The sequence below is a fragment of the Fodinicurvata fenggangensis DSM 21160 genome (genome assembly GCF_000686045.1).
Classification (GTDB): domain Bacteria; phylum Pseudomonadota; class Alphaproteobacteria; order Kiloniellales; family DSM-21159; genus Fodinicurvata; species Fodinicurvata fenggangensis.
Window position 1 is genome coordinate 465,369 of the sequence record NZ_JMLV01000001.1, and the last position, 16,687, is coordinate 482,055.

The 16,687-nt window shown below is 59.7% G+C and carries 15 protein-coding genes; 3 read left to right on the forward strand and 12 right to left on the reverse strand.

Annotated features, from left to right (window positions below):
* Nucleotides 1-125: 125 nt before the first annotated feature.
* The 10 genes from tatC to BP38_RS0102250 form a co-directional block, all read right to left on the reverse strand.
* Complete coding sequence (gene tatC, locus BP38_RS0102205) at nt 126-923, reverse strand: twin-arginine translocase subunit TatC (protein ID WP_026986393.1); 798 nt, start codon at nt 921-923, stop codon at nt 126-128.
* Between the two features lie 2 nt (nt 924-925).
* The gene (tatB, locus tag BP38_RS21600) at nt 926-1,768 is read right to left on the reverse strand and encodes a Sec-independent protein translocase protein TatB (RefSeq protein WP_051608867.1); all 843 of its coding nucleotides are present in this window, start codon (nt 1,766-1,768) and stop codon (nt 926-928) included.
* A gap of 59 nt (nt 1,769-1,827) precedes the next feature.
* Entirely contained in the window at nt 1,828-2,103 is a 276-nt protein-coding gene (locus BP38_RS0102215) for a twin-arginine translocase TatA/TatE family subunit (RefSeq protein WP_026986394.1), read from the reverse strand.
* A gap of 116 nt (nt 2,104-2,219) precedes the next feature.
* On the reverse strand, nt 2,220-3,299 hold the full coding sequence (locus tag BP38_RS0102220) for an ABC transporter ATP-binding protein (RefSeq protein ID WP_035723146.1): 1,080 nt from the start codon (nt 3,297-3,299) through the stop codon (nt 2,220-2,222).
* 83 nt (nt 3,300-3,382) lie between these two features.
* On the reverse strand, nt 3,383-4,153 hold the full coding sequence (gene scpB, locus BP38_RS18570; protein ID WP_081816397.1) for an SMC-Scp complex subunit ScpB: 771 nt from the start codon (nt 4,151-4,153) through the stop codon (nt 3,383-3,385).
* A gap of 4 nt (nt 4,154-4,157) precedes the next feature.
* Entirely contained in the window at nt 4,158-4,970 is an 813-nt protein-coding gene (locus BP38_RS18575) for a segregation and condensation protein A (RefSeq protein WP_035723147.1), read from the reverse strand.
* Nucleotides 4,967-5,998 (reverse strand): beta-N-acetylhexosaminidase, encoded by a 1,032-nt coding sequence (gene nagZ, locus BP38_RS0102235; RefSeq protein WP_026986396.1) that lies wholly within the window; start codon nt 5,996-5,998, stop codon nt 4,967-4,969. Before nagZ ends, BP38_RS18575 begins: the two co-directional genes overlap by 4 nt.
* On the reverse strand, nt 5,995-6,948 hold the full coding sequence (locus tag BP38_RS0102240; RefSeq protein WP_026986397.1) for an SPOR domain-containing protein: 954 nt from the start codon (nt 6,946-6,948) through the stop codon (nt 5,995-5,997). The genes nagZ and BP38_RS0102240 overlap by 4 nt, the downstream gene beginning before the upstream one ends.
* Nucleotides 6,948-8,702 (reverse strand): arginine--tRNA ligase, encoded by a 1,755-nt coding sequence (argS, locus tag BP38_RS0102245; RefSeq protein WP_026986398.1) that lies wholly within the window; start codon nt 8,700-8,702, stop codon nt 6,948-6,950. The genes BP38_RS0102240 and argS overlap by 1 nt, the downstream gene beginning before the upstream one ends.
* A 10-nt stretch (nt 8,703-8,712) precedes the next feature.
* The gene (locus BP38_RS0102250) at nt 8,713-9,876 is read right to left on the reverse strand and encodes a deoxyguanosinetriphosphate triphosphohydrolase (protein WP_026986399.1); all 1,164 of its coding nucleotides are present in this window, start codon (nt 9,874-9,876) and stop codon (nt 8,713-8,715) included.
* 119 nt (nt 9,877-9,995) lie between these two features.
* Between BP38_RS0102250 and erpA the strand changes: the two genes are divergently transcribed.
* The 3 genes from erpA (at nt 9,996) to BP38_RS18580 (ending at nt 12,000) form a co-directional block, all read left to right on the forward strand.
* Nucleotides 9,996-10,364, forward strand: coding sequence for an iron-sulfur cluster insertion protein ErpA (erpA, locus tag BP38_RS0102255; protein ID WP_051608869.1), 369 nt, complete (start codon nt 9,996-9,998; stop codon nt 10,362-10,364).
* A 94-nt stretch (nt 10,365-10,458) separates the two neighbouring features.
* Nucleotides 10,459-11,238 carry an exodeoxyribonuclease III gene (xth, locus tag BP38_RS0102260; protein WP_026986401.1) on the forward strand — a complete coding sequence of 260 codons (780 nt, stop codon included), beginning with the start codon at nt 10,459-10,461 and terminating at the stop codon, nt 11,236-11,238.
* A gap of 27 nt (nt 11,239-11,265) precedes the next feature.
* Nucleotides 11,266-12,000, forward strand: coding sequence for a rhomboid family intramembrane serine protease (locus BP38_RS18580; RefSeq protein ID WP_051608870.1), 735 nt, complete (start codon nt 11,266-11,268; stop codon nt 11,998-12,000).
* Nucleotides 12,001-12,085: 85 nt separating this feature from the next.
* Here the strand turns inward: BP38_RS18580 and ilvD are convergent, their stop codons facing one another.
* Together ilvD and BP38_RS0102275 are read right to left on the reverse strand one after the other, a co-directional pair.
* Complete coding sequence (ilvD, locus tag BP38_RS0102270) at nt 12,086-13,825, reverse strand: dihydroxy-acid dehydratase (RefSeq protein WP_026986402.1); 1,740 nt, start codon at nt 13,823-13,825, stop codon at nt 12,086-12,088.
* Nucleotides 13,826-13,955: 130 nt separating this feature from the next.
* Nucleotides 13,956-16,643 (reverse strand): valine--tRNA ligase, encoded by a 2,688-nt coding sequence (locus BP38_RS0102275; RefSeq protein ID WP_051608871.1) that lies wholly within the window; start codon nt 16,641-16,643, stop codon nt 13,956-13,958.
* Nucleotides 16,644-16,687: the final 44 nt, after the last annotated feature.

The window sequence follows — 16,687 nt, forward strand, 5'->3', positions numbered from 1 at the left end:
GCTCATCAGACAGGCGAGGCGAGTCCCTCACCGCTCAAGGCTTATAGAGAATAGGCGATGAGACGTCCATGGACCAGCCGGTTGCTGCCGGACCGGGCGTCCCATCACTCTACTTCACGCTCGACCTAGAGTTCGTCTTCTTCTTCCTGTTCGCGCCGCGCTTTCCTGCGCTCAACCATGCGCGCCAAGTGAATGGATACTTCATAAAGCGCCACGATTGGAATAGCGAGACTGAGCTGGCTGAGCGGATCCGGGGGCGTAAAGATGGCAGCAACGATGAAAACACCGACGATCGCATATTTGCGCTTGGCTGCCATGCCATCGGCCGTGGCGAGGCCGACGCGCGCCAGAAGCGTCATCAGGACCGGCAACTGGAAGCAAAGCCCAAAGGCGAAAATCAGCTTCATGGTCAGGGAGAGATATTCCCCAACCTTGGCTTCCAGCTCAATCGGAACCGTTCCATTGCCGCCGCTGGTTTCAAACTGAAGGAAGAACTCCCAGGCAAATGGCAGGATGATGTAATAGACCAGCGCGGCGCCCGTGAAGAAAAGAACCGGAGAGGCAACCAGAAAGGGACCCAGCGCCAGTTTTTCGTTCTTGTACAGACCGGGGGCCACGAACAGCCATATCTGGGTCAGGAAAAGCGGACAGGTCAGAAAGACTGCAAAAAAGAAGGCCACCTTCACATAGGTGAAGAAGACCTCCGTCAGGTCCGTGAAGATCATACGGGCCAGTCGCTCATCGCCCCGCTCCAGCAGAAGCGTCGCCAAGGGTTGTGCGAGATAGTTGTAAAGCTGCTCTGCAAAGAAAAAGCAGATAACAAATACAACAAGCAGGCCCGCGGCAGAGAGCAGTAAACGCTTTCGCAGCTCGATCAGATGATCGAGCAAGGGCATTTTTTCTTCGTCGACAGTCTCAGCCACGATTACGCCTGTGTGTCAGATTGTTTCTTGTTTGAAGCCGCGGTGCTCTTGCCGGAAGTGCCGGATGACTTGCCGCTGGCTGCAGTCTTCCCAGTGCCGGTATCTGCCTTCTTGGCAGAGGAAGAACGCGCAGCTGTGCTTTTCGATGCCTGATTCGAGCTCTTCTGGGGGGCGCTCTTTTGGGCAGTGGTTTTTGCGGCGGTCGTTTTCTGGTTCGAACCGCTTGCGGATTTCGCTGTTCCCGAAGCCTTGCCGCCGACCTTTGAGGTTGTTGCCTTGGAACCGGAGGTCGTCTTGCGCTGAGAGCCCTTGGCGTTGGAAGTGGTTGTCTTTGCAGTCCCGCTCTTGGCCGAAGCTGCTGTTGAAGAAGGCGCCTTCTTTCCAGACTTGCTCTCTGTAGCCCCTTCCCCGGCCTTCGATGAGGCTTTCAGCTCGGGGGACGCTTCCTCAGATTCCGCCGCACTCTTCTGTCCAGTTTGGCTGCTGCCCGCTGAAGACTTGCCCGAGGATGATTTCGCAGATGACGATTTCGACTCAGCGGATTGACGTGCCGTTCGGTCAACGTCGTTCAGTTCCTTGTTCAGCTCACCGTCAGGATCAATGGATTCCTCGACCATGCCCTTGAGCTTGCCCTTGCGCACGGATTCGATGGACTTCCTGGCCTCTTGAAGCTCTGAATCCCGTACAATTTCATCGAGTCCCGATTGAAACTCGCGCCCCATAGCGCGCACCTTGCGCATCATGCGGCCTAGTCCTTGCAGGGCGCGCGGCAGGTCTTTTGGGCCGAGTATGATCAGCGCCAGAAAGACGACAAGCGCCATTTCACTCCAGCCGAAATCGAGCATGGGGTCTGTCCTAGAGGGCCGTTAACGGCAGCTGGTTCGTCCAGGCTGTGGAGCCCAACTCAGCCGTTGGCAGCTTTCTGTTTCTTGTCTTCGTCGACCTTCTCGCTTTGTGCGGTCGAGGTTTCGTCACGGTTCAAGGCCGGCTTCTCGCTGCCGTCATCCTCTTCACCTTCGGACTTGTCCTCTTCCTTCATACCACGCTTGAACTGCGTGATACCGCTGCCAAGGTCCTTCATCAATTTCGGGATCTTTCCACCACCGCCGAAAAGGATCAGCACAACGGCCAACACGATCAGCCAGTGCCAGATGCTGAAAGAACCTGTGAAAGCAACCAAGAGATATTCTTCTGTCGGGATCGCACCCATAAGGGGTCTCCTGCTAATTCAAACTTACGCCTCTGTTCGCCGAACTATCGCAAAAAGCTGTGCGCCCCGCAACGTGTGTCCTTCAATCAGTTCAAATCTGAATCGGGAAAGACGAAGGTTTGATTGAAATCCAGGTCCAGGCTGAAGATCTCTCCCTCCGCTGGAAGGAAGCGCCCGGGCACACGTGCATGAAGATGCAGGGCTTCCTGGCCGTTGTTGTCCACGGACAGGTGCACAAGACTGCTGCGTCCGAGAAGCTTTGATGTGATCACGCGCGCAGGACTGCGCCCCGATCCGGCGTTTGCCCCTGGCGGCAGCAGCTTGATGGCTTCCGGCCGAATAAGGATTTGCGCCCCCTGCCCGTCCTGCAGGCTTTCAGCCTCCAGGCGCCCGAGTGCCGTCTCGACGGCGCCATCGTGGACCACGCCCGTAAGCTGGTTCGTGTCATTGAGAAAGGAAGCGGCAAAGGCGTTCACCGGACTGTAGTAAAGATCGACGGGCCGATCCGTCTGGACCAGACGTCCCTGGTTCATCAAGGCAATCCTGTCCGACATGAACATCGCCTCTTCCGGGTCGTGCGTTACCATCAAGGTGGCGGCGCCCGATTGCTTCAGGATGTGCAATGTCTGGTCCCTGACTTCGTTCCGCAGGCGCATATCCAGGCCGGAAAAAGGTTCATCCAGCAGAACGACAGCGGGTTTTGGCGCCAGGGCCCGCGCCAGCGCTATGCGCTGCTGCTGTCCACCCGAAAGGGTGTGCGGATAGGCACTCCCGAAATTTTCCATCGAAACCTGGGCAAGGGCCTGCTTGACGCGCTTCTCGCGCAGTTCGCGGGACTCTCCCTTGAGTCCGAAGGCCACGTTCTGTGCGACGCTCAGGTGCGGAAACAGGGCGAAATCCTGGAACACCAGTCCAACGTGGCGCGATTCGGGAGAAACATCGACCTTGCCGTCGGCAACGATCTCGCCCGCCATCACGATGCGCCCCTGCTGCAGGCGCTCGAGTCCCGCCGCCAACCGCAGCATGGTGGTTTTCCCGCAACCGGATGGCCCCAGAAGACAGACCAGTTCCCCGCGATCGACAGTCATGCTGACATTATCGACCGCCGTCACCTGTCCGAAGCGGTGGCGTACGGATTCGAAGGCAAGGGCTTCCATCTTGGACATCAATACTCAGTGGAGAAGTTCATGCAGAACCTAAGCGGCCAGAGGGGGGAAGACAATCCATTGCAAGAGCGAGCCTCTGGAATTCAGCTTCGCTCAGAGCCCTCTTCATCCGCCTCCGGTTCGTCCCCGTCTTCCCAGGGTTTAATCGACGTCCGGGATTCTCCGCCGTCGGATTCGCTTCGGGAAAATTCGTCCTGAATCAGGGAGTCGAGTTCCTGTTCATCCAGACTGTCTTCTTCCTTTCCAGCCTCTGTCTCCCCTTCCCCCTGTTGGGCATCAGCTCCCAGGAGCCCTCTTTCGCCGAGTGCCGTAATTGCCGGTCGCGTATCCAGCAAGCCGGCCGCCTTGAGTTCCTCGACACCTGGCAGGAGGGACAGACTTTCCAGGCCGAAATGATCCAGGAAGGACTCTGTTGTTCCCCAGGTCAAGGGACGTCCCGGGGTGCGCCGGCGGCCCCTTGGTTTGACCCATTCGGCTTCCAGCAAGGTATCCAGGGTGCCCTTTGAAAGACTGACCCCGCGTATCTCCTCGATCTCGGCACGGGTCACCGGTTGGTGATAGGCAATGATGGCCAGGGTATCCACGGCCGCCTTGGAAAGCTTCTTGTAGGTTGTCTTTTCACGTCGAAGATCGGGGCCCAGATCCGCTGCCGTGCGGAAGGCCCAGGCATTGTTCACCTGCTCCAGAACAACGCCTCGATTGGCATACTGGGCCTGCAACGCTTCAAGCTGTGTTGCCAGATCGGCATCTTCGGGGAAATAGGCAGCCAGTTGCTTTTCGGTCAGTGGGGTTTCTGACGCGAAGAGAACAGCCTCCAGTAGCCTCAATGTCTTGAAACGCTGCTCTTCATCCATTGTGTCAACTGTCTTCAATGTTCTGGATTGTCTCGCGCGGCCGCAAGTAGATGGGACCGAAGGTTCCGTCCTGACGAATTTCCAGCTGCCCTGATTTGCAAAGCTCCAGGCTGGCCACAAAGGTGCTGGCTACGGCCGACCGCCGCGATAGCCCATCCTGCAAGTCGTAAGGCAGAAAGTTCATCAAGCTGTGCCACCCCGGCGTTTTCCCGACCAGCCCGGAAAGGCGCTTTATGGCGTTTTCAACCGAGTAAAGATTGAGCGAGAGAACGCGCAGCGATGACGGGGCCGTATTGCGCGCGCGCATCTGTCCATAGGACTGCAAGAGATCATAGAGGCTGACGTCGTACACAACGCGCTGTTCAGGTGAGAGATCTTCCGGCATCCCGCGGCCCCAACGCAGTTGTCCCAGCTGAGGTTGGGCGAAGAGCTCTTCGCCCGCCGTCTGCATCGCCTCCAGGCGTTGCAGCTGGTACCTCAAGGCGGCCGCCATTTCCGGTCCGGTCGGCTGCTCCTCATTGTCTTCGGGTTCGGGAAGCAAAAGACGGGATTTCAGATATGCCAGCCAGGCCGCCATGACCAGATAATCCGCTGCCAGTTCCAAGCGCAACTGGCGGGCCGCCCGGATGAACTCCAGATACTGCTCGGCCAGTGCCAGGATGGAAATACGGGTCAGATCGACCTTCTGGTCGCGAGACAATTGCAGCAGAACGTCAATCGGCCCTTCGAAGCCTTCCAGGTCCAGGCGCAGACGTTCCTCATCCTGAAGGGCTGATGTCTCGTTCTTCTCGTCCTCGGCAAAATCCTGACCGGTCAAGACAGGAGTTCCTCCAATTCCTCCACGGCATCCGGGAATGCTAACCCGTCACCTCGAGGAAGTTGAAAACTTTTTTCCAGGCGTCCCATCGCGGCCTTTGTCATGGGGGTCGCAGCCGCCGCTATCGCCTGCATCTCTTCGGCATCCCCGTTGCAATGCAAAACAACATCACAGCCTGCCGCCAGCGCCTTGGCCGTGCGGTCCGAAAAATTACCTGCGAGGGCCTTCATGGAGATATCATCCGACAGCAACAGCCCGTTAAAACCAATACCCTCGCGAATGATCTCCCGAATGATTCGTGGCGAGGTCGTTGCCGGGTTGACAGCATCGACAGCCTGATAAACGACATGTGCCGTCATGGCCCACGGCAGCCAGGCCAGGTTCCGGAACGGCTCGAAATCAGAGGACCCAAGCTGTTCGAGCGTGGCTGTCACCCTTGGCAGTTTCTCGTGGCTATCGACCAAAGCCCGCCCGTGACCGGGTATGTGCTTGGCCACAGGCAGGACACCGCCAGCAATGAGGCCGCGAGACACGGCCTCGCCCAGTTGGGTTATCTGTTCGGTATCGGCACCGAAGGACCGGTCGCCGATGATGTCATGGGCGCCGGGAAAGCGCAGATCCAGGCAGGGCAGGCAATCGACCGAAATGCCGAGTTCCGCCAGCTCCAGAGCGATTGTATAGCCATGCAGCCAGGCCGCCCGTCCGGCCTTCTCGGGCGCCTGCTCCCAGAGTTGCCCGAAGGGTTCCGCCGGGGGCAGCTTTCGCCACTGGGGAGGCTTCAGGCGCTGTACTCGCCCACCCTCCTGATCAATCAGAACAGGCGCATTATGCCGGCCGACCGTCGCCCGAAGATCAGCGACAAGACCACGCACCTGATCGGGGGACTCGATATTTCTCGCGAAGAGGATGAACCCCAGTGGATCGGCCTGCTGGAAAAAACGGCGCTCCTCATCTGAGAGCCGGGTTCCCTCACAGCCGAAAATGACGGCGCGAGGGGCTGCAGGATCCTTACTCTCATCTGTTGTCATTGCGGACTTCTGACGAGGCAGGCCTGATCCCTTGACTTGAGATCTTCGCACAGGGTTTCGGCCGCCTGCTTGTCCGAAAGCGGCCCTGCCTGAATGCGGTAATAGACACCCTGGTCGCCCAGGTCGGCCCGTTCAATATTCAGCGTGAGAGAGCCCAACAGGGCTTCATGCTTGCCTTGCAGTCTCTGCCATTCGGCCTCTGCAGCCTCGGTGGAGCGCACGGCGGCAAGCTGTATACGAAAAGCCTCGGCAACCGCCTGGCTGCTGTCGGCTGTTTCTGTAGCGTCTGTAGCGGCAGCCTCTTCCGCTGTCGTTGCCTCTGTTTCCGGCTCCGTTTCCTCAGTCCCACCTTCTTCGGAAGGTTCTGCCTCACCATCACTCTCCGCCGTCAGCTCTTGAGCCTCCTGGGGAGAGTCGTTCGTGTCAGCCACTTCCATATCACTGGACTCCTCGGAAGCGGCCCCTGTTTCCTCGGCTTCCTCGGCAGTGGGCTCGGGGAGCACATCTTCGCGCGTTGTATCGAGTTCAGCCGTTTCTTCATCAGCCGGTGCCTCGGAAGGCTCCGCCTGTTCGCGCTCAACCGGCTCTTCGGGAGGCGGCAGCAGCCGCTCAACCTCCTGCCCTTTGTCCTGCCCGTTGCCAGGATTCAGGACCAGGGTATCCTGATAGGGCACTTCCATGCCGCCTGGATTCTCGGGAGCCTCCTTTTCCGGCCCTTCCGGCGCCTGGACGACCGGAATGGCTTCTGACGCACCATCACTGCGTCCCCAGGAATAGGCGTACCAGACAATGCCTGCAAAAAGCAGAAGACCGAGGACGGCGACCACAGCGGGGATCAGGCGTCGCGGTCCTTGCCCACCGCCCTTGGGCTTGCGCGGCGGCCGCTGTTCCCCCTGAAGCTCTCCCGGAGAACCTTCATTGTTCCAGGAAAAACGGGGATCATAGGTCATCAACGCATCTCCTCGACAGGACGCACCCCGAAGATATTCAGGCCCGACGCAATGACCAGCGCCACAGCTTGAAGCAAGGCGAGCCGCGCCTGGGTGAGTTCAGGATCGGCTGGCAGAAGAAAGCGCAACTCCTCATTGTCCTTGCCTTTCGTCCAGAGGCCATGGAAATCCGAAGCAAGATCGTTCAAAAAGAATGCGATCCTGTGCGGTTCATAGGCCTGCGCCGAAGCTTCCACAAGGCGTGGCCAGCTTGCCAATCTCTTAATCACGGCCAATTCCGCGGAGTCGGTCAAGCGATGCAGGGGCGCGTCCGACAATTGACTCAAGCCCTGCCCAACCGAAGGCAATTCCTTTTCCGCATGGCGTAGAACCGAACGTATGCGGGCATGCGCATACTGCACGTAAAAAACCGGATTGTCCTTGGACTCCTCCATGACCTGCGCCAGGTCGAAGTCCAGTGGCGCATCGTTCTTACGGGTTAGCATGATGAAGCGCAGGACATCCTTGCCCACTTCATCCACGACTTCACGCAAGGTGATGAAGTTCCCGGATCGCTTGGACATCTTTATCTCTTCGCCATCGCGGGTCAGCTTCACGAGTTGGCAAAGGATGATGTGCAGCGCCGTGGTGTCATCCGTCAGGGCCTTGACGGCCGCCTTCATTCGCTTCACGTATCCGCCATGATCCGCGCCCAGGACATCGATCAGGGTGGTGTGCCCCCTGTTCGCTTTGTCCAGGTGATAGGCCATGTCATTGGCGAAATAGGTCCAGGAGCCGTCCGATTTCAGGATCGGGCGATCCACGTCATCACCAAAGTCGGTCGCACGGAACAGGGTCTGGGGTCTTGCTTCCCAATCCTCCGGTTTCTTGCCCTTGGGCGGCTCCAACACACCGGTGTAGAGCAGGTCCTTCTCCTTCAAGCGCTCAATAACGGATTGCACCGCACCGGCCTCAACCAGTTCCTTCTCGGAACGGATGACATCGTGCTCGATGCCCACGGCCTTGAGATCTTCGCGGATCAAGTCCATCAGGCGTTCGACGGCAAAGCTGCGCACCGGCGCCAACCACTCGGATTCCTCGCAATCCATCCACTTGCGCCCATCCCGCTCGGCCAAGGCCTGGCCCACCTCACAGAGATAGGCGCCGGGATACATGCCTTCCGGGATAGTCCCGATCTCCTCACCCAGGGCTTCGCGGTAACGCAGGTAGACGGACCTGGCCAGGGTGTCGACCTGCCCGCCTGCATCGTTCACATAATATTCCCGGGTTACCTTGTGACCGGTTTTCTGAAGCAGGGACGCCAGCGCGTCGCCGACCACGGCCCCACGGGCATGCCCCACGGTCAAAGGTCCGGTCGGATTGGCCGAGACATATTCCACGTTCACGGACTGTCCTTCGCCAATCCGCGACTCTCCATAGGCTTCGCCGTTCTTCAAGATTTCCGACAGCATCGACTGCCAGAACCGGTCGGACAGTCGCAGATTGATGAAGCCTGGCCCCGCGATCTCGACGGTTTCCACGCCCTCAAGGCCCCGCAATCGCTCAGCAATTAAGTCCGCAAGCTCGCGTGGCTTGCGCCCGGCCTGCTTGGCAAGGACCATGGCTGCATTGGTCGAGAGGTCCCCATGATCCGGATCCCGCGGCGGCTCCACCGTCAAACGCGTCAGATCCAGGCCGGCCGGCAGCCGGTCCTCCTTGCAGAGCGATTCGATCGAAGCATGAAGACTGCTTTCGAATGTATTGAAAATGTTCATTTTTCGTTGATCAAAGCCGAATGTAGGGATTGAAGAGTGTCTCGTGAGATTCCAGCGCGTAGCGATCCGTCATGCCGGCAACATAATCCGCAACGATCCGTGCCCTTTGGTCCTCGGAACCAGACATGTCAAGTTTGCTCTGCCAGTCATGCGGCAGGCAATTGGGCTCGTCCAGATAGACCTGGAACAGTTGCTTCAGGACACGCCGTGCCTTCGAGGTGATGCGGTTGACCTGGTAATGCCGGTACATACGCTGAAACAGAAAGCTGCGCAGGGTCTCGATGTCCATGCGCATTTCATCCGAGAAGGCGACCAGCGGGCCCGATTGAGCCCGCACCGCATCGGCACTGCCCGGAGATGACTCTTCAAGGTGCCTGTTCGTTTCCTGCAGCAGGTCATTGACCATTAGGTCGATCAGGCGACGGATAACCTCGTGCACAAGGCGCCCCTCATCGACGCCGGGATACGCCTGCCCAACCTGGTTGAACAGGTCACCCAGCAGCGGCAGATCCAGCAGATCGTCAATCGTGAACAGCTGTGCACGCAGCCCGTCGGCCAGATCGTGATTCACATAGGCAATGTCGTCGGCCAGGGCCGCAACCTGGGCCTCCAGACTGGCATAACTGCCCAGTTCCAGGTCGAATTCCCGGCAGAAGCTTTCCAAGCTTTCACGCGGATTGGAAACGGGACCGTTGTGCTTGGCCACCCCTTCCAGGGTTTCCCATGTCAGGTTCAGGCCGTTGAAGGCTGCATAACGTTCCTCGAGCAAGGTCAGGATGCGAAAGGTCTGCTCGTTGTGATCGAATCCACCCTGGCCTTCCATCGCCTCTTTCAGTGCGTCCTCCCCGGCATGTCCAAAGGGCGTGTGCCCCAGGTCGTGGGCCAGAGCCACGGCTTCTGCAAGATCCTCGTTGAGCTGCAACTGGCGAGCGATGGAACGGGCGATCTGAGCCACCTCGACGGAATGGGTCAGGCGCGTCCTGTAGTAATCGCCTTCGTGGTAGACGAAGACCTGTGTCTTGTACTGCAGCTTGCGAAAGGCCCCGGAATGGATAATCCGATCCCGGTCGCGTTGAAACACGGAGCGTGTCCGGCTTTCCTCTTCAGGAAGCTTGCGGCCGCGTGTTCGATCCGGAACGCAGGCATAAGGCGCGAAAGTGGCAGGATTCATCATGATAACGACAAGATACGGGTGCATGTCCGGACAGACAATCGCGACTTTAGGCGCGCCTCCCTTTAATCACAAAGGATTCTGGATTACATCTAGCAGAACAGCTTCAAGAGGACGTGATCATGACGGCCATTACAGAAACATCAGACACGCTGCAGCCGCAGGACGCCCTCAGCCTCAGCGAGAGCGCCGCCAGACGCATCAACACCCTGGCACAGGCCGAGGAAACCCCGGACATGATGCTGCGCATCACCGTTTCCGGCGGTGGCTGCAGCGGCTTTCAATATTCCTTCGCCTTCGACGACAAGGTGAATGAGGACGACCGTCTCTTCGAACGCGAGGGCGCGAAGGTGGTCGTGGATTCCATTTCACTGGAACTTCTCGAGGGCTCGCAGGTCGATTTCATCGAAGACCTGATCGGCTCCTACTTTGCCATCAACAATCCCAATGCCAGTTCCTCCTGCGGCTGCGGCACCAGCTTTTCCATCTGAAGTGTCGTTCCCGCCGATAGAGAGGGTTCCAGGCTGAACAATGGCGGCATCGGTGCTATAACGCCGGTGCCGTTTTCAGATTCGAAGGATTGTCATGGTCAAGCTTGCCGCCTGGAACGTGAACTCCATCAAGGCCCGCCTTCCCAATGTGCTGGCCTGGCTGGATGAAGCGGCCCCCGATGTCCTGTTGCTGCAGGAACTGAAATGCCAGGAAGAGAACTTCCCGCGTATGGAGTTCGAGGAAAAGGGGTACTACTGCCTGGTTCGCGGGCAGAAAAGCTACAATGGCGTGGCCATTCTTTCCCGTGACGAGTTGGAAGACCCACTTTCCGACCTGCCCGGCGATGATGGCAACGACGGCCAAGCGCGCTACCTGGAAGCCACCACCTTCGGCCTGCGCGTCGCGTCCATCTATCTGCCGAATGGCAATCCCCTGGGCAGCGAGAAGTTCACCTATAAACTGAAGTGGATGCAGCGCCTGCATGAGCACGCAAGGCAGCTTCTTGCAAGCGAGCAGCCGGTCGTCCTGGGCGGGGACTACAACGTCATACCCGAGGAACGGGATTGCTATGATGCCGAAGCCTGGCGGGATGATGCCCTTTTCCAGCCGGAAAGCCGAGCGGCGCTGCGCAGACTGGTCTACAGCGGGTACACTGATGGTTATCGCGCCCTGCACCCTGACCAGGCACGTGCCTTTACCTACTGGGATTACCAGAAAGGCGCCTGGGACAATGACCACGGCATCCGGATCGATCACCTTCTGCTCTCGCCCCAGGCCGCCGACCGGCTGGAAGACTGCGGAATAGATCGGACTCCCAGAGGCCAGGAGAAGGCTTCGGATCACACCCCCATCTGGTGTCAAGTAGCGGCCTGACCGCTATAGAAAAGCGGGCACCGAGCCATGGCCTTCCTGCCCCTGATGGACAACAACCCGCGGCGTTTCCTGCGTTACCCCTGGGTGACCTGGGGGCTGATCGTCCTGTGTGTATACCTCTATTTCGAGCAGACGGCCGGGGGTAGCCATCGCTACCTTTCGATCATCCACGGTTTCGGTTTCATACCGGCCGTGCTGGACGGTACGGCCTCGTTGCCGCCCGAACTGGAACAGCTGCCGCCCTTCCTGACCCTGATCAGCTACCAGTTCCTGCACGGCAGTTTCATGCATTTGCTAGGCAACATGCTGTTCCTCTTCGTTTTCGGGGACAACATCGAGGATTCCATGGGCCACCTGCGGTTCCTGGCCTTCTACCTGCTGTGCGGAATTGCAGCCGGATTGGTGCATTATCTCCTCAATGCGCAGGCCACGGTACCCACCATCGGGGCCAGTGGAGCCGTCTCCGGCGTGCTGGGTGCCTATCTGCTGCTCCATCCCCGCTCGAAGATCCTGGTTCCCGTCATCATCATTCCGCTGTTCCTGCCGGCCTGGATCCTGCTGATCGTCTGGTTTGTCATGCAGGTCATGGGGGCAACGGGTGGCGAGGGCTATCAGGGCGTCGCCTGGTGGGCCCATATCGGCGGTTTCATCACGGGTTTGCTGCTGGTCATTCCCTTTCGCTACAAGACCGTGCAGCTGTTCGATGGGCGACCGCCGCCCCAGGGCGTCCGATTGCGTCGCCGTAACAGCCGCCGCAAGTAACGCCTCGACTTATGTCTCCCAAGAAAAAGGGCGGGCAGAAACCGGTCTGCCCGCCCTTCAATCACGGAAGAATGTAAGTGTGGCCTCAGATGTCGGCGTAGCAATGCGTCTCCGCCTTACCTCCTGGGTGTGTCACAGCCCCCTTCTCGGCCGAGCCAACCGTTTGTGCATACTTCCAGAGCGCACCTGAGTTGTAGTCGGTCCCGCGCGGCTGCCACTTCTTGCGCCGGGCTTCCAACTCGTCCTCGGAAAGCTCCACGTCCAGGATGCCTTCCACCGCATCGATGACGATGATATCGCCATCCTCAAGCAGGCCGATGGGGCCGCCAACGGCGGCCTCCGGGCCGACATGGCCAATGCAGAAACCGCGGGTCGCACCGGAGAAGCGCCCATCGGTAATCAGGGCCACACTGTCGCCCCTGCCCTGACCATAGATGGCGGCCGTGGTGGACAGCATCTCGCGCATGCCAGGACCGCCCTTCGGTCCCTCGTAACGAATGACGATCACATCGCCCTCGTTGTACTCACGTCGCTGCACTGCCTCGAAAGCCTGCTCCTCGCTGTCGAAACAACGTGCCGTTCCGCGGAACTTCTGGTTCTTCATACCGGCCACCTTCACGATAGCGCCTTCGGGGGCCAGGGTCCCGCGAAGCCCCACGACTCCACCGGTTTTGGTGATCGGATTGCTGGCCGGACGGATGATGTCCTGATCCGTCGGAAATTCAATCTCTTCAAGGTTTTCCGCCATGGTCTTGCCAGTCACGGTCAGGCAGTCCCCATGCAGGTAACCGCCTTCCAGCATGGCCTTCATCAGGACCGGCACGCCACCGATCTCGAAAAGGTCCTTGGCCACGTAACGGCCACCCGGCTTCAGATCCGCAATATAGGGGGTCTCCTTGAAAATACGCGCCACCTCGTGCAGGTCGAAATCATCGATCCCCGCCTCGTGTGCCATGGCCGGCAGGTGCAGGGCCGCGTTCGTGGACCCACCGGAAGCCGCGACGATACGCGCCGCATTCTCCAATGACTTACGGGTGACGATGTCGCGCGGCCGGATGTTGGCGGCCAGCAGGCGCATTACAGCCTCGCCACTGGCCTCGGCATAGGCATCGCGGCTTTCGTAGGGCGCCGGTGCACCGGCTGAGCCTGGCAGGGCCAGCCCAATAGCTTCCGAAACACAGGCCATGGTGTTGGCCGTGAACTGGCCGCCACAGGACCCGGCAGACGGACAGGCCACGCATTCCAGTTCGTGCAGATCCTCGTCGTTCATGTTGCCGGCCTGGTGCGAGCCGACTGCCTCGAAGACGTCCTGGACCGTCACGTCCTTGCCCTTGTAGCGGCCCGGCAGGATCGAGCCGCCATACATGAAGACGCCGGGCACGTTCATGCGCAACAGGGCCATCATCATGCCCGGAAGGGACTTGTCACAGCCCGCAAGGCCGACCAAGGCATCATAGCAGTGTCCGCGCATGGTCAGCTCGACGGAGTCGGCGATCACTTCGCGACTGACCAGGGAAGACTTCATGCCCTGGTGCCCCATCGCGATTCCGTCGGTGACGGTGATGGTCGTGAATTCGCGCGGTGTGCCGCCTTCCGTTTCCACACCTGTCTTGACCACCTGTGCCTGGCGGGAGAGCGCAATATTGCAGGGCGCCGCCTCGTTCCAGCAGGTCGCCACACCGACGAAGGGCTGCTGCACCTGCTCTTCCGTCATCCCCATGGCATAGTAATAGGAACGGTGCGGGGCCTTGCCCGGGCCCACCGAAACATGACGGCTTGGCAGGCGTGACTTGTCGTACTTCTTGTTTGGCGAGTCGAGAGGCATGGGTCAGTCTCCTGATGACGTGCGATTCTGGCGCGTGGAGCGCAAGTCTATATCTGTTGAAGCCTAGCGAATGCCGGCGGACGGCTCCATGGCCTTTTTGACGCGGCGAACGCCTCTAATAGGCAGAAGATTACAAGCTTGCCAGGCGCTCCAAGCTGCCAGCAAGCTTTTCACGGCTTTGTGCGATCTGCTCACGGCGCTGCCGCTGCTCCTCGACCACGGCAGCCGGGGCCTTCTCCAGGAACTGCGCGTTGGACAGCTTGCCGTCCAGCTTGGCAATCTCCTTCGACAGCTTGTCGAGTTCCCGCTCCAAGCGCTGGCGCTCTTCCGCAATGTCGATGACATTGCCAAGTGGAATGCCCATCGTTGCTTCCTGCATCACGAAGGTCGCCGCATCGGCCGGCAGGTCGGTCATGGCCATCTCAAGCGAATCAACCCGGGCCAAACGCTTCAACAGATCGGCGTGCCGCTTCAATCGCTCGTCCGTTTCCTCGGCGCCATCCTTGACCACCAGAGAGACATGGCTGCCCGCCGGAACATTCATTTCGCCGCGCAAGGCCCGTATCTCCGAGATCAGGGCGATCAGCCATTCCATTTCGCTCACGGCCGAGGGCGCACGCAGGTCCTGGCGATCCTCTGGCAACTGGGCGGTGATCAACAGCCCCTCGCCTCCGAAGCGACTCCAGAGTTCCTCCGTCACGAAGGGCGCAAAGGGATGCAGAAGTCGCAGGAGGGCATTCATGGTCCAGGCCATGGTGGCGCGCGTCTCTGCCGTTGTCTCGGCGTTCTCGAGCTGGGGCTTGGCGAACTCGATGTACCAGTCGCAGAAGCTGTGCCAGATGAAGTGATAGAGGCGGCCGGCGGCTTCATCCAGGCGATAGCTCTCAAGCGCTGAGTCGATGTCGGCGCGCAGTTGGCAAACCTCGCTGACGATCCAGCGGTTGAGTGCCGTGCTGTTGTCGGCAGGATCAAAACCTGCGGGCAGTTCAGCCTGGTTCATCAGGCAGAAGCGCGCCGCGTTCCACAGCTTGGTGATGAAGTTGCGATAGCCTTCGACACGCGAGGGATCCAGTTTCACATCCCTTCCCGGAACGGCCAGTGCGGCCAGCGTGAAACGCAGGGAATCACTGCCATAATTATCGATCATCTCCAGCGGATCGATGATGTTGCCCTTTGACTTGGACATCTTCTGGCCATGCTGGTCGCGCACCAGGGCATGGATGTAGATGTCGCGGAAGGGCACATCCTCCATGAAGTGCTGACCCATCATCATCATGCGGGCCACCCAGAAGAAGATGATGTCGAATCCCGTGACCAGCACGTCGCCCGGGTAATAGCGTGCAAGGTCGCGCTGCACTTCGGGAGTGTCCTCGGGCCACCCCAGGGTCGAGAAGGGCCAGAGTGCCGAGCTGAACCAGGTGTCCAGCACATCCTCGTCCGCCACCAGGTCCACATGCTTGCCATAGTGGGCCTGTGCCGCCGCGCGGGCCGCATCGACGGTTTCCTCGACAAAGATATGTCCATCGGGACCGTACCAGGCCGGTATCTGGTGTCCCCACCAGATCTGGCGGGAGATGCACCAGGGCTGGATATTGCGCATCCACTCGAAGAAGGTGTTTTCCCACTGCTTCGGCACGAAGCGCAGCCGCCCGTCCTTCACCGCCTCCACACAGGGGGCAGCCAGTGTCTTGGCATCGCAGAACCACTGGTCGGTCAGCCAGGGCTCGATGGCCACGCCGGAGCGATCCCCATGGGGCACGGTGTGGCGATGATCGTCCACCTGCTCCAGCAGCCCCTCGGCCTCCATGTCGGCCACCACACGCTTTCTGGCCTCGTAGCGATCCAGGCCGCGATAGGCGTCCGGCACGTTGTCGTTCAGGCAGGCATCCTTATCCAGGATATTAATGACCTCCAGGTCATGACGCCGCCCGACCTCGAAGTCGTTGAAGTCATGCGCGGGCGTCATCTTCACCGCACCCGTCCCGGTCTCCGGATCGGCATAGTCGTCGGCAACGATGGGCAGACGGCGTCCCACCAAAGGCAGGATGCAATGCTTGCCGACCAGGTCGCCATAGCGCTCGTCCTCGGGATGAACTGCGACGCCGCTGTCACCAAGCATGGTCTCGGGACGCGTTGTGGCAACGATCAGATAACGCCCCTCCTCGCCTTCCACGGGATAGCGGAAGTGCCAGAGGTGGCCGTCGACCTCTTCCTGCTGCACCTCAAGGTCCGAGATGGCGGTGTGCAGCTTGGGGTCCCAGTTCACCAGGCGCTGGTCGCGGTAGATCAGCCCTTCGCGATAGAGAGAGACGAAAACCCGGCGCACGGCCTCCGATAAACCGTCGTCCATGGTGAAGCGTTCGCGCGACCAGTCGGCCGATGCACCCAGGCGCGTCAGTTGCTGCGTTATGCTGCCCCCCGATTGGGCCTTCCACTCCCAGACCTTTTCCAGGAACTTTTCGCGCCCCAGGTCGTGGCGCGTCATGCCTTCGGCGGCCAGGTTGCGCTCCACAACCATCTGGGTGGCGATGCCGGCGTGATCCGACCCGGGCTGCCAAAGCGCGTCGCGTCCGATCATGCGATGATAGCGGATCAGGATATCCTGGATCGTGAAGGTCAGCGCGTGGCCCATGTGCAGGCTGCCCGTGACGTTGGGCGGCGGCATCATGATCACATAGGGCTTCCTGTCGGAATCCGGGTCACAGCGGAAGGCGCCGCTATTGCGCCAGGCCTGGTACTGGCGCGCCTCAACCTCGGACGGGCGGTATGTCTTTTCCAGTTCGCCGGGATTCGTAGTCGTCTCTGATTGTTCAGCCATTGTTCTTCTGGACAGCGGAAAATACGGGGAAACTCAATCTGTTC